The 13,651-nt window shown below is 63.8% G+C and carries 11 protein-coding genes; 3 read left to right on the top strand and 8 right to left on the bottom strand.

Annotation, left to right across the window (positions count from 1 at the left end):
- Positions 1-3: 3 nt before the first annotated feature.
- The 3 genes from AB0O81_RS04645 to AB0O81_RS04635 form a co-directional block, all read right to left on the bottom strand.
- Positions 4-960, bottom strand: a complete 957-nt coding sequence (locus AB0O81_RS04645) for an IniB N-terminal domain-containing protein (RefSeq protein WP_363581701.1) — start codon at positions 958-960, stop codon at positions 4-6.
- Positions 961-1,057: 97 nt separating this feature from the next.
- On the bottom strand, positions 1,058-3,571 hold the full coding sequence (locus AB0O81_RS04640; protein ID WP_363581699.1) for a LuxR C-terminal-related transcriptional regulator: 2,514 nt from the start codon (positions 3,569-3,571) through the stop codon (positions 1,058-1,060).
- A 30-nt stretch (positions 3,572-3,601) separates the two neighbouring features.
- A complete protein-coding gene (locus AB0O81_RS04635) occupies positions 3,602-5,635 on the bottom strand; it encodes an Hsp70 family protein (protein ID WP_363581697.1) in 2,034 nt (677 codons plus the stop codon).
- A 285-nt stretch (positions 5,636-5,920) separates the two neighbouring features.
- Here AB0O81_RS04635 and groES point away from each other — a divergent pair, with 285 nt between their 5' ends.
- Complete coding sequence (groES, locus tag AB0O81_RS04630) at positions 5,921-6,217, top strand: co-chaperone GroES (RefSeq protein ID WP_337338495.1); 297 nt, start codon at positions 5,921-5,923, stop codon at positions 6,215-6,217.
- A gap of 176 nt (positions 6,218-6,393) precedes the next feature.
- Positions 6,394-7,332 carry an EamA family transporter RarD gene (gene rarD, locus AB0O81_RS04625; protein ID WP_363581695.1) on the top strand — a complete coding sequence of 313 codons (939 nt, stop codon included), beginning with the start codon at positions 6,394-6,396 and terminating at the stop codon, positions 7,330-7,332.
- An 18-nt stretch (positions 7,333-7,350) separates the two neighbouring features.
- On the opposite strand, the gene AB0O81_RS04620 is transcribed toward rarD, so the two are convergent.
- The 3 genes from AB0O81_RS04620 to AB0O81_RS04610 are packed head-to-tail and all read right to left on the bottom strand — an operon-like array spanning position 7,351 to position 10,174.
- Positions 7,351-7,665 (bottom strand): metal-sensitive transcriptional regulator, encoded by a 315-nt coding sequence (locus tag AB0O81_RS04620; protein WP_363581693.1) that lies wholly within the window; start codon positions 7,663-7,665, stop codon positions 7,351-7,353.
- Positions 7,665-9,965 (bottom strand): heavy metal translocating P-type ATPase, encoded by a 2,301-nt coding sequence (locus AB0O81_RS04615; RefSeq protein WP_363581691.1) that lies wholly within the window; start codon positions 9,963-9,965, stop codon positions 7,665-7,667. The genes AB0O81_RS04620 and AB0O81_RS04615 overlap by 1 nt, the downstream gene beginning before the upstream one ends.
- On the bottom strand, positions 9,965-10,174 hold the full coding sequence (locus AB0O81_RS04610) for a heavy-metal-associated domain-containing protein (protein ID WP_363581689.1): 210 nt from the start codon (positions 10,172-10,174) through the stop codon (positions 9,965-9,967). Before AB0O81_RS04610 ends, AB0O81_RS04615 begins: the two co-directional genes overlap by 1 nt.
- Before the next feature lie 240 nt (positions 10,175-10,414).
- Here AB0O81_RS04610 and AB0O81_RS04605 point away from each other — a divergent pair, with 240 nt between their 5' ends.
- Complete coding sequence (locus AB0O81_RS04605; RefSeq protein WP_363581687.1) at positions 10,415-11,686, top strand: ABC transporter substrate-binding protein; 1,272 nt, start codon at positions 10,415-10,417, stop codon at positions 11,684-11,686.
- 214 nt (positions 11,687-11,900) lie between these two features.
- Here AB0O81_RS04605 and AB0O81_RS04600 read toward each other — a convergent pair whose 3' ends face one another.
- Positions 11,901-12,638, bottom strand: coding sequence for an ABC transporter ATP-binding protein (locus AB0O81_RS04600; protein ID WP_363581685.1), 738 nt, complete (start codon positions 12,636-12,638; stop codon positions 11,901-11,903).
- Positions 12,635-13,645, bottom strand: coding sequence for an ABC transporter ATP-binding protein (locus tag AB0O81_RS04595; protein WP_363581793.1), 1,011 nt, complete (start codon positions 13,643-13,645; stop codon positions 12,635-12,637). Before AB0O81_RS04595 ends, AB0O81_RS04600 begins: the two co-directional genes overlap by 4 nt.
- Between the last annotated feature and the right edge of the window lie 6 nt (positions 13,646-13,651).

Below are 13,651 nucleotides of genomic sequence, written 5' to 3'. Positions count from 1 at the left end.
CGTTTACTGCTCCCCGGTCATGTCTTCTTCGTAGAGACCGTCATCTTCGATCATGCCGCCGTCACCAGCATCCCAATCAGATTCTTCGACCGCGGGCTCGACATACTCGACAACCGGCTCAACATACTCAGCCACGGGTTCGACGTATTCAGCGACGGGTTCAGTCGCAGCAGGCTCGGCTGCCGCTTGAGGTGCGGCCGGTTCAGCGCCGGCTGCTTCGGCGGCGGCTGCTTCGGGTTCAACGGCCGGAACCGTCGCTGCGTTGTCTTCGTAGGCCTCCGTAGCGGTGTCGACCGCGTCAGACACCTGGCCGGCAGCATCTTCCGGCAGTCCCTCAAGAAGCGTTTCGTCGAGCACCGCTTGGTCAGCGGGCGCGTCTGCCGCATCCACACCCGAGGGGTCTTCGCCATCGGCGGGCAGCAGATCTGCAGCATCAGCACCGTTGGCGAGCTCGGCGGCCGCTTCAGGAGAAAGTGGCGTGGCCGTATCGCCCGTTGAGAAGACTCCATTCTGCGGAGCATTCGTATTGGTGCCGCCAACGACGCCGATGTCATCGCCAGCTGCCAGCGCGGCATCACCCGAGGCGACACCGGCAACCTGATCGAAGACCTGGTCGACGTCGCCGCCCTCGGTCCAGATGTTCTGGTTTGTGGACTGGTCGACGATTGTTGCGCGGTTGTCGAGCCAAGTGAAGGTCTGCGCCATGTTCGAGTATTCGCGAACGATCTCGTTGTGATGGGTCGAGGCAGGCGGAATGACCTGCTTGACGGCCACCTCGGGGCGGTCGTAGACGACTGGGGCGGCTGCGCGGATAGCGCTGACATCGACGCAGTCGAGGCCATTGCTGGCGAGAGTGCCCTCGGGGTCCTGTTCGAACTGTGCCAGGGCTTCAGGATCACGCAGCAGACTCAGTATGAAGTCGATAATCGCGTTGGCGACTGTGGCTAGCGGTGTACTCATTCGTCGACTCCTCCACGTGCGTTGTTATCAGGGTAGGCAGGTAGCACCCTGGCGGCATCGGGGAAATCTCCGATACCAATAGGGGATGAGTAAGGGGTCATGCGGCACCATCCTCAAGAATGATCCGCAGCTTCGACAGCAGCTCTGAGCGAGACGTGGCGTTTACACGCCGGCGGATGTGCGCGATGTGGTGTTCCGCGGTGCGGGGTGAGATGAAAATCGCCTCACCGATTTCGGCATAGGTCTTGCCTTGGATGACCAGCTCAGCGACTTCGCGCTCGCGTTCGCTGAGCACCTCGTCGGCTGACGCTTCTGCGGCGGGACTCGCGGTTGGCGGCGAATCAGCACGTGGCGTCTCTCGCGGGTGCAGGTCACGTGCGCACGCGAGCAGACGCGCGATGACCTTGCGGTCGTCGGATCGCCCGGCGCCATGGCCCGCAAGGCGGGCGCCATCCCACGCAAGTCCGACCGATGCCAGGCCCTGAGCGGCGACTTCGACTGCCTCGGGGTCAACATGCCCCGACAGCACCGCCGTCCACACTCGACCCGCTTGGGCCATCATCGCGGCGAGGCGGTTGTGGGTCGCGGCGGCCACGAGAGCTTTCGCATGTGGCGCCAGGTCGGCAGGTTGATTCAGCAGGATGCCGCGTTGGATTCCGGCCCAGTGCAAAGGCGCACTCCACAGCGGCGGATCACCGAGCTCGGCAACGATTCGCAGACCACTGTCGAACGCGCATTGCGCCCACGCGATATCGCCGACGCGGGCTGCCGAGATGATGAGCTCTCCCAACGGCAACAGAGTGTAGAGGTCTGGTTCAGTGCGCTGCAGACGTGCTTTCACCGACTCCCATGCGCTCGCAAGCCCCGCAGAGTCTTCGTGACGGCGCGCCAAGCCGACGGTTATCGCGGCGGCGAGCGCGTCGTCTCGCGGAAGCAACGTGTGGCCATCTGCGGTCGCGCGCCGCAGCGCCTCCCGTGCGTCTGCGGGCCGTTCACGTTGCAGCGAAACCCACGCGCACCACAGGTGCAAGTGCGGCTGCTGGCGCAAGCCGCCCTGTTGGTCGCGGATCGCGTCGTGCACAACGGCGTGGGCAGTGGCAAGATCGCCGACCCCGATGGCGGTGATAGCAGCGATAACGGCAGGCAACTCGGGTATCGGCGTCGAGGTGCGTGACGCGGTATAAAGCTCTGAGGCGCGCGGCAGATCGGTCAGGGCTGTCGTGGGAGCATCAGCGGTGAATGTGGAGCGCAACCCGCGCTCGAGCATGTTCATCGTGATGGCGATCGTGGATGGCGCCGCGGCAGCCGCAGCCGGCGCGTCGCTGGCGTGCGTTTCTGCGGTGAGGCGTCCGGCGCCGGCGGCTGCAAGAAGCGCATGGGTGCGACTGATTTCGTCGCTGAGCGCGAATGCGCGGTAGGTCTGATCAGCGAGCGGCATTATTCCGCGTTCGACCCATGATGACGCGGCGACATCAGCAACCAGCTGGCGCTGCGGGTAGTCAGGGGCGAACTCGCGGCCATCGAGCAGAGCGCCGACGTCATCGAGCCGGCCAGCGGCCCATGCCGCGTAGACCCGGCCTGGCAGTGTTTCGTCATCGTCGGCGCCGCAGGCACGTGCGCGATCGAACAGCGTGATGGCGAGGTTGGGATCGGTGGGGATGGTAGCGACTGCGCGGGCAGCAAGCGCCTTCGCGAGTTCGGTATCGCGTACGGACTCGAATCCGTCGGCGAGGCTGGGGTCGGGCACGTAGTCGATCGCGCCGGTGCGCACGAGCTCGACCAGCCGATGTGCGGGCATGCGTCGCCGCGCTGCGCCGGCCACCAACGGGGCGAGAAGCCCGTTGCGAAGCAGCAACCCTTCGGCGCAGCCTTCAGCGATCAGTTCGGGCGCTACCTCGGCGGTGCCTCCCACTGCGAGGTCTTCGATCAACTGGCCGACTTCTGGGCTGACCAGGTCAAGCACATGGGCAATTCGAAGCTCGATCGCGCGGTCGATCTCGTCATGGTCTTCGGCTCCGCGACACGCGACATTTGCATGCGCGTTGATGCACTCGTGAGCAAGCCACGCGATTCCGCCGGTGTCGTGAAGAACGCGGTCTTCGCAGCGCGGCGTGCTGGCGAGGCTTGGCGACGTGCCAGCGAGGCTCGCGCGCACATCGCCAGGCATCGCGTCAGATAGCAACACTGTTTCGCCGGAGTGCTCGAGAGTGCGAACCAGCGCGGTGAGCGCCGCGGGAGCGGGCCACGAACGGGCAGCGACAACGAGCGCAGCCTCGGGGTCTTCGGCGCGCGCAACCAGCTCGCGCAACACCTCGGCATCGAGCAGATGTGCATCGTCAACGAGAAGCACCTCACCTGGCGGGATTGCCGCAACGTTGGTATCGGCGCGCAGCCGGGTGCTCGCTCGGCCCTGCTCTGCGAGCAGTGCACGCGTGCGGCGCAACGCGACAGATTTGCCAGATCCGGCATTGCCCGAAAGCACGCCGCGTACTGCTGTTTCTTTGTCGACCGAGGTCAGCGCCACGATCGCCCGCTCGGCGGAAGCAAACCGCAAACTAGTCGTCAGCGCTGCCGTCGGTGCGGTCGGTGCCGCCGGGGCGATGGTGCTCATCGCAAGACCTCGCACATCATGGCGCGCACCTCACTCGCCGCCCGTGGCTGCGGGGGTGGACTCTGGTGCGGGCGCCGTTGGCGTGGCAGTCGGCGCGGGCTCTGGCTCAGGCGCGGGTGCCGGAGCGGGCTCTGGATCGGGCGTGGGTGCCGGTGCGGGCGTCGTCGGCGCTGCCGTTGGCGCCGGGGCAGGGACCGGATCTGGCTCGGGCGTCGGTTGCGGAGCGGGTGCCGTGGGTGACGGTGCTGTTGTCGGCGCTGGTGCTGTTGTTGGTGACGGAGTCGGCGTTGCGGGCGCCGTGGTTGGCGCTGCGGGAGCCGGTTGAGAGGGCGTGGCGGGTGACGAAGAAGACGATGACGATGAGTTCGACCCCGAAGGCGCCGCCCCCGTGGGGGAGGGAGACGAGGACGACGTCTTGGGAGAACTGGACTTCGCGGGGGCCGTGGCCTGAAGCTCTGGAATCTGAGCGCTGGAGTTCGTGTTGCGCGGGGTCACTCGAGACGACGGCGCTGTGTCGGCGACCGGCGCGACGTTCGCCTGTGGGGCGCGGGCTCGCGGCGGTCGTGCGGGTGCATCGGCGCTGGCGTCTGCCTTCGCGTCGCTTTCGGCGCTTTCGGTCTCATCGTTATCGAGGCTCGCGGCACGGGCGCTGCTCGCGAGTTGGAGCCCGAGCCACTCTGGCAACGACTCGGTCGAGGTATTGCTGTCTGCCAAATCTGCGCTGCCAAGGCCTGTCGCGCTGACGATGACCATCGAACCCGCGAGCAACAGTGAACCCGCGGCAATGCTCACGGTGGCCGGCAGGCGCCGAAGCCATCCGCGCCCCGCCGCGGCAGGCCCCGCAGTGACCGCGCCGCCTGCCGTGTCAGGTTCTGCAACGGCACCTTCGCTGGCGACGGCCGGTGCAGCATCCATCCCGCTTGACGCCATCGCGGCCGACGAGATTAGTGCTGCTTCTGCAGAGATCTCGGCGAGCGAGCGGTACTCCGCCAACGCGCGGGCCGCGCCCAGAGCGACGATCGCTTTTGGGTCGGTATCGATCGCGATGGGGCGATCGAACTGCTCAGAAAGCACCTGAGCGACGCGTGGAATGCGCGAGGAGCCCCCCGTTAGCAGAATCGCGTCAAGGTCATCGGCCGCCAGGTGTGCGGTTTCGAGCGCATTCGCAAGTATGTCGGCAGAGCGAGAGATTCCCGCGTCGATCATGTCTTCGAACTCGGCGCGGGTGATGCGCACGGTCGAGTGAGACTGGCCGACGAGCACGGGCACGACGGCTTCAGAGTCAAACGACAGAGCTTCTTTCGCTTCGATGCACTCGCGGCGCAACGTCGACAGCGCAACCCGGGCGGCGGCGTTGGTCGACAGTTCAGCACTCGACAACGCAGCGGCGGCGATCACATGGCGCAGCACCATGTCATCAAAGTCAGCTCCGCCGAAGTCGGAGATGCCGTCGGGCTCGCCCACGAGACGAACCTTTCCGTTCGCTTCTTTGCGCAAGATCGCGAGGTCGAACGTTCCACCGCCAAGGTCGTAAACGGCAATCGCGCGACCCGTCTCGAGGGGAGAAGTGGACTCGTAGTGGTGAGCGGCTGCTTCGGGCTCACTGATGAGCAGAATGTCGGCAGTGATCTCACGGGCGAGAGCCGTCGCTACGAGCTCGGATCGATACTCCCCCCACGTCACTGGCACTGTCACGCAGATCGCGGTCGGGTGGCTTCCTTCTCGTTCAGCCACAGCATCAACGACCCACGCGACTGTGCGGGCGTAGAGGTCTTCGGGAGCGAATCGCTCGCCACCGGCGACGATCGGCACATCGTCGCCCACGCGCCGTTTGAACTCGCGAATGAGTCGTTCTGGTTGTGCGAGGCCGCGGCGTTCAGCGGCTTCACCGAAGAGCAACTCGCTGTCACTGACAAAGATCGCACTAGGCGCGCTGTCAGTATTGCGGCCGAGCGGAAATGTTCTCGTACGAACTTCCTGGTCGCCTGTGCAAATAGGCGCAACCGAAGCTGCTGTCCTGCTGGTTCCTACATCAACGCCGAGTAGATAACCTTTGGTGCTCATGGTCCTCTCCCCCAGAGATCGGACGTGGGACTCCCCCCACGCCTTTTCTACCACTTCGTTGTGCGCTTGACCAGGGTGGTCGAGCTTCCTTAGACCAAGAGTGTGATATGCGCCACGTGATACATCGAGACGAAATTCTTGGCAGCGCAGTGAACGCGGAGATGTCAGGGAGATCAGTTGGCACTCGCGTTGCAAGAGTGCCAACGGTTCCCTAGACTTACCGTTAGCACTCTCAGTGTGTGGGTGCTAACGACTCTTTAGTCTCAAGGAAAGAAGAGGTAGACCGTGTCGGTTTCCATTAAGCCGCTCGAAGACCGCATCGTCATCAAGCAGGTCGAGGCCGAGCAGACCACTTCCAGCGGTCTGGTCATCCCCGACACCGCCAAGGAGAAGCCCCAGGAGGGCGAGGTCATGGCAGTGGGCCCGGGCCGCATCGACGACAACGGCAACCGCGTCCCGATGGACGTCGCCGTTGGTGACCGTGTCATCTACAGCAAGTACGGTGGCACCGAGGTCAAGTTCGGCGGAGACGAGTTCATCGTTCTGTCGGCTCGCGACGTTCTCGCAGTCGTCGTTCGCTAACTTCTCGCTCGCGAGATCAGGGTCGGATGCTTCGGCATCCGGCCCTTTTGCGCGCGTGGGGTGCGGGGGCGGTATGCCGCACCGGCATCAGTAGCCAACAGTCGGGCCGGCAGAAGAGTAGGGTGGTGGAACGGCATTGGGCCCGGCGCACCCGCAACGGCACATAGGCTGACCCAGTGACACCTGATCCCGCACGCGAACGCAGCCTCGGCGGTCTGTACGGGGTCTCGGCGTACCTGCTGTGGGGGCTGCTGCCGCTCTACTTTCTGCTGCTCGTTCCCACCGGACCGTTTGAGCTCGTCGCCTGGCGCGTCGCCCTGTCGCTCGTCTTCTGTGCTTTTCTCATCGCGGTCACTCGCAAATGGTCGAAGCTGTGGGCGATCATGCGGCAACCGCGGCTCATGGCACTCACCGCGCTCGCCGGTGTGCTCATCTTCGTCAACTGGCAGGTGTTCATCATCGGGGCGTTGACGAACCATGTCATCGAGACCAGCCTCGGCTACTTCATCAACCCGATCTTCACCGTACTGCTCGGCGTGCTGGTGTTGCACGAGAAGCTGCGCATCACCCAGTGGGTAGCCATCGGCATCGTCGCCCTTGCCGTGGTCGTCATTGTTGTGGGCTACGGCACCGTGCCGTGGATCGCGTTGCTGCTCACAGTCTCGTTCGGCAGCTATGGCTTGGTGAAGAAGAAGATCGGCCCATCGGTGGATGCTGTCAGTGGCCTGACGCTCGAGACGATGTGGCTGATGCCCGTCGCCATCGTCATGCTCGCTGTCGTCGCGGCAACCGGTGGGTGGACGATGGGGGAGTACGGCTGGGAGCATGCCGCGCTGCTGAGCCTCGCCGGCGTCGTCACCGCGGTACCGCTGCTGCTCTTCGCCAGCGCTACCCGCCGCGTGCCCCTCTCGGTTATCGGGCTGCTGCAATTCATCACGCCGATCATGCAGTTCTTGACGGGCTGGCTGCTGCTGGGCGAACCCATGCCGCTCGAGAGATGGATTGGTTTTGGCCTGGTCTGGGTTGCACTCACCCTGCTGACCATTGACTCATTCGTGGCCAGGCGGCGATCGCGTCGGTCGACGGCAACCGCGCCCGTCGGAGAAGTGTTTTAAGGCGGGATCGCCAAAGGGTCAGCGCACGAGACGGGCGATTGCCTGTGACGCCTCGGTGATCTTTGCGTCGGCTTCGGCACCGCCGATTCTGGCAGCATCCACCACACAGTGCCTCAGGTGATCTTCCAGCAGCCCGAGTGCGACGGCTTCAAGAGCGCTCGTCATTGCACTCACCTGGGTGAGGATGTCGATGCAGTACTTCTCATCGTCGATCATCTTGTGGATGCCGCGCGCTTGACCTTCGATGCGCTTCAGCCGGTTGAGGTACTTGTCTTTGTCGGTGATATACCCGTGGTGCGCATGGGCTTCGGCGGACATTTGCGTATCGGTCATCATGCGGTCCTTTTCTCGGGGGCGGGCAGGGCGCGACTGCGAAATGAGCGCAGACGCAGGCTGTTGCCCACGACGAACACGCTCGACAAGGCCATCGCGGCTCCGGCGATCATGGGGTTGAGCAGCCCGAGGGCCGCCAGCGGGATCGCGGCCACGTTGTAGGCGAAGGCCCAAAAGAGGTTGACTTTAATCGTGGCGAGCGTCGAGCGTGACAGGCGAATTGCATCGGCTGCGCTTCGCAGATCGCCGCGAACGAGGGTGATGTCGGAGGCCTCGATCGCAACGTCGGTGCCCGTTCCCATTGCGAGCCCGAGATCTGCCTGAGCGAGAGCGGCAGCATCGTTGACTCCGTCACCGACCATTGCCACCACGCGGCCCTCCGCTTGCAGCGCCTTGATCACCTCAACCTTGTCTTGGGGCAGCACCTCAGCGGTGACGCGCTCGATTCCCACCTGCTCGGCCACGTTTTGTGCGACCGACTCGTTATCCCCGGTGAGCAGCACCGGGGTCAGGCCGAGCGCCTTCACCTGCGAGATCGCCTCTTCGCTGGTGGGTTTGAGTTGGTCGGCTACGGTCAGCAACCCGCGAGCCTGTCCGTCCCAGCCCACCAGCACGGCAGTGTTGCCTCTTGCCTCTGCCGCGCGTTTGGCAACATCGAGGGCGACCGGAATCTGCATCGACCAGTCAGCCAGCAGCGCGGCGTTTCCGACAACCACCGCGTGCGAGTCGATGACGCCCGACACTCCTTTGCCGGCGGTGTTCTGGAACGCCTCGACGCTCGGCAGCGTGCCGGTTTCCGTCTCGGCAGCGCGGGCGATCGCACGGGCGATGGGGTGTTCAGACGCATTCTCAAGCGCCCCAGCCAGACGCAGGACGTCAGGGCGAGTGGATGCTGCGATTTCGCCCACGGACGGTGCCAACACCACTTCGTCAAGCGCCATACGACCAGAAGTCACGGTGCCAGTCTTGTCGAGCACGATGGTGTCGACGCGGCGGGTGGATTCAAGAATCTCAGGGCCTTTGATAAGGATGCCCAACTGCGCCCCGCGACCCGTGCCGACGAGCAGGGCGGTGGGGGTCGCCAAGCCCAGTGCACAAGGGCACGCAATGATCAACACCGCGACCGCAGCGGTTGTCGCCATCGAGGGAGCAAAGCCGAGAAGCAACCACGTGGTGAACGTCGCCAGCGCTATCACCAGCACGATCGGCACGAAGACGCCCGAGATACGATCGGCGAGACGCTGAACCTGCGCCTTGCCCGACTGGGCCTCTTCGACGAGTCGCGCCATTTGTGCAAGTTGCGTGTCATCGCCCACGCGGGTGGCGCGAACGACAAGCCGCCCACCGGCGTTGACGGTGGCGCCGATTACGGCATCGCCCGGGACGACCTCGACCGGCACCGATTCGCCTGTGACCATCGACGCATCCACCGCCGAGGACCCGGCGGAGATGACCCCATCGGTGGCGATCTTCTCGCCGGGCCGCACCACGAAGTCATCGCCGACACGCACTTCGCTGATCGGAATGCGCACTTCCCGCTGCCCGCCATCCGCTGACGGGCGCAGCACTGCGGCATCCTTCGCCCCAACATCGAGCAATGCGCGAAGCGCAGAGCCCGCGCGCCGCTTGGAGCGCAACTCGAAGTAGCGGCCCGCGAGTAGGAACATGGTGACGCCGGCGGCGACCTCAAAGTAGATGTCGCTCGCGCCGTCGGAGGGCTGAACCGTCCACTCGAAGGTGTGCGTCATTCCCGGCACGCCCGCGTCGCCGAAGAAGAGGGCATAGAGCGACCACAAGAATGCTGCGGACACACCAATTGATACGAGGGTGTCCATCGTGGCGGCGCCGTGGCGCAGGTTGACCCAGGCAGCACGGTGAAACGGCCACGCTCCCCAGACCACGATGGGTGCCGTAAGCGCAAGCGAGACCCACTGCCAGTAAGTGAACTGCAGCGCGGGAATCATCGCGAGAGCAATCACGGGCAGCGCGAGCACCACCGATCCGATCAGACGCTGGCGCAGCCCCTCAAGCTCGTAATCACGTGGGGTGGTTCTGCCTGCCTCGGGCGCGGCGGGAAGAGCGGCGGTGTACCCCGTCTGTTCGACCGTAGCGATGAGCGACTTCGGGTCGAGATTGCCGTCAGCCGTGACCACTGCCTTCTCGGTGGCGAAATTCACCGACGCAGTCACGCCGTCGATGCGGTTGAGCTTCTTCTCGATTCGGCTGGCGCACGAGGCGCACGTCATGCCGCCGATCTCAAGCTCGACGCGTGTCAGAGGAGTGGTTGGGTTCGCTGGCATCAGGCGCGTGCGGCTTCGTAGCCTGCTTCGTCGACCGCCTCGAGCACCGAAGCGTCGTCGAGCGGTGTGGACGATTCAATGGTGAGGATGCCGCGAAGTGCCGAGACTTCGACGGTGTCTACCCCCGGAAGCTTGGCCACCTCATTGCGTACGGCCACCTCGCAGTGGTCGCAACTCATACCGGTCACGTTATACACAGTCGTCGTCATCGAGATGCCTTTCGTTGCGTGGCTACCCTAGGGGGGTATTCCACAATGTCAACCTTACGGTGCGGACGGATATTCCGGGCGGCAGAGCGAAATATCCATTTGATCTCGGGGTTGTAACGATTGGCGCGCGAAACACATCGTTAACGAACGGCAACATTGCGGAAGCCTTAGCGCGGCTAGGTTGGACTTCACTGGGTGTGCGCCCGAGTCGCGCCCGAGTCAATCACAGCAAGGAGCAACATGAGCGTCTTTATTCGTTCGCGTGCAGGCAAGGTCTTCGGCGGCATCGCCGCGGTCGGCGTCAGCGCACTCTTTCTCGCAGGCTGCTCAAGCAGCAGCACGGAAGACACTTCAGACACGGCGGCACCCGCCGATTCGCTGAGCCTCAAGGTCGGTACTGCGCTTCCGCAGACCGGTAACCTCGCCTTCCTCGGCCCGCCCGAAGAAGCAGGTGTCGCGTACGCGATGTCAGAAATCAACATGTCGACCGCAGACACTGGTCTCGACATCGATGTTGTGTACGGTGACTCCGGTGACCTCGACAACAAGGCTTACGAGGTTGAGATCCCTCGTCTGCTCGGTGAGAACGTCTCGGCGATCATCGGTGCAGCATCTTCGGGTGTTTCGCTTCAGTTCATCGACCAGGTCACGGGTGCTGGCGTAATCCAGTTCTCGCCGGCCAACACGTCGGACGCATTCACCACGTACGACGACGGCGGACTGTACTTCCGTACCGCGCCTTCGGACGTTCTGCAGGGTGAGGTTCTTGGTAACCTCATCGCTGAAGACGGCCACCAGACGCTCGGCATGATCGTGCTGAACGACTCCTACGGTACCGGTCTCGCCAACTACGTCACCCAGGCCTTCGAAGCCGCCGGTGGCGAGGTTGTCGCAGCGCCCACCTACAACACGGGTGACACCACGTTCGACGCTCAGATCTCTGAGGTTCTTGCAGCTGACCCCGACGCGATCGCACTGATCACGTTCGAAGAGGTCAAGACGATGCTTCCGAGCGTCCTCGCTGACTTCCCGGCTGAAGACCTCTACTTCGTTGATGGCAACCTTGCCAACTTCGGTGACGACCTCGCAGAAGGCTCGCTCACGGGCGCAAAGGGCACCCTGCCCGGTCTGACGATCGACACGCTCGGTGACTTCACCAGCGCGCTCGACACGTTCCTGACCGACGAGGGCGGCGAGCCGCTGACTGAGTACAGCTACGCAGCCGAGTCGTACGACGCCACCATCCTCCTGGCCCTCGCGAGCCTCGCAGCCGGTTCGACCGACTCCGCAGCAATCGCTGAGAAGCTCATCGAGGTTTCCGGTGGTTCGGGTGACGGCGAGACCTGCACCAGCTTCGCTGAGTGTGCAGACATCATCGTCGGAGGCGGCGTTGCTGACTACGACGGCGTTTCTGGCCCGATCACGTTCGATGAGGCCGGCGACCCGACCGAAGCATCGATCGGCATCTACCAGTACGGTGACGACAACAACTACGTCGGCTACGAGGGCTAATAACCTCTAGCAGGCTGAAGGGCCCCGAGTCTTCGGACTCGGGGCCCTTTCTCGTTAACGCGCGAAGTCGCGGCGCGGTGCGTGGTGTCGCTACGAGCAGTGCGTGCGAGTTCAGCGGCGCGGGTACCCCGGTGTGGTCAGCTCGGCCCAGCGTCTTGAGGGCAAAGCAATGGGGTGGGATGCCGCAGCATCCCACCCCAAAAGAACTTTCGTCTTAGACGCCCAGGGTTCCGAGGTACAGCTCGGTGACCTTCGCGTCGTGCAACAATTCACGACCGGTGCCGGTGTAGGCATCACGGCCTTGGTCGAGCACGTAGGCGCGGTCGCAGATCTGCAAGCAACGGCGTGCGTTCTGCTCCACCATGATGCAGGTGACGCCCGCTTTGTTGATCTCAGAGACGCGGATGAACGCTTCGTCTTGACGAACGGGAGACAGGCCTGCCGAAGGCTCGTCGAGCAGAAGCACCTTCGGGTCCATCATGAGCGCGCGGCCCATGGCCACCATCTGGCGTTCACCGCCCGAGAGCGAGCCAGCACGCTGCTTCAGACGCGCACCCAGCTCAGCGAAGATACTCGTCACAAATTCGAGACGCTTGTCGTAGATCTTGGGGTTCTGGTACAGCCCCATCTGAAGATTCTCTTCGATCGTCAGACTCGGGAACACATTGTTGGTCTGCGGAATGAAGCCCACCCCGCGTGACACCAGCTTGTTCGCCCGCAGGTGCGTGATGTCTTCGCCGTCAAGCAATACCTCACCGCTGCGGATGTTGACCTGGCCGAACATCGCCTTCAACAGCGTGGACTTTCCCGCGCCGTTGGGGCCGATGATGCCGATCAGCTCGGCCTGGTTCGCGACCAGGTTGCAGCCGTTGAGAATGTTGACACCCGGAAGATAGCCGGCGTGAACATCCTTGATGAGTACAACAGGGGTTTCCGTGGCGGTGGTGCTCACTTCGAGTCCTCCTGGCTTTCGGCGCTGGTGGATGTTGCGGCCGCGGCGACTTCTTCTTCAGCAATACCGTCGGCGACGAGGGCGTCAGCGCTCGCCTGCGACGATGCTTCGGGGTCGGCGGAGGGATCAGCATCCTGAATAGTAATGCGACCCGTGACCACGCCCAGGTCGAGCTCCTGGTGGGCTCCGAGATACGCGTCGATCACGGCAGGGTTCTTCATGACCTCGTGCGGGTCGCCCTCAGCAACCACGCGGCCTTCAGCCATGACGACAACCCAGTCGGCGATATGGCGCACCATGTGCATGTCGTGCTCGACGAACAGCACGGTCATGCCGTCATCTTTGAGGTTCAGGATGTGATCGAGCAGCGACTGGGTGAGCGCCGGGTTGACACCGGCCATCGGCTCGTCGAGCATCACCAGCGTGGGCACCGTCATGAGCGCGCGAGCCATTTCGAGGAGCTTGCGTTGGCCACCCGAGAGGGATGCTGCGAAGTCGTCGGCCTTCGCGTCGAGCTTGAAGCGCTGCAGCAACTCCATCGCCTGGTCTTCAAGCGCGTCATCCTGCTTGCGCCAGAGAGCGGGGATCATGCTCGCCCAGAACTTCTCACCCTTCTGGTTCTTCGCACCGAGCTTCATGTTCTCCATGACGGTGAGAAGGCCCAGCGCTTTGGTGAGCTGGAAGGTGCGCACCAGGCCCATGCGAGCGACCTTGTACGCGGCGACGCCCGAAAGGTCGTGGCCGTCATAACTCCACTTGCCCTCGTTGGGCTGGTCGAAACCGGTGAGCAGGTTGAACAGAGTGGTTTTACCCGCACCGTTCGGACCGATCAGAGCGGTAATCGCACCACGCGGGATCTCAAGGTGGTCGACGTCGACGGCATGGACGCCACCGAAAGAGCGACGCACATTGTCGGCGATGATGATCGGGTCGACCTTGGCGCAGCCGGGAACGGCTTCGCCAACGTGCAATCCCGTGGTCTTGTCGCGGGCGACAGGGGCAGTCATCGTGCT

The sequence above is a fragment of the Microbacterium sp. NPDC076911 genome, assembly GCF_040687125.1.
Classification (GTDB): Bacteria; Actinomycetota; Actinomycetes; order Actinomycetales; family Microbacteriaceae; genus Microbacterium.
This window is presented reverse-complemented; position numbering and strand designations above follow the sequence as displayed.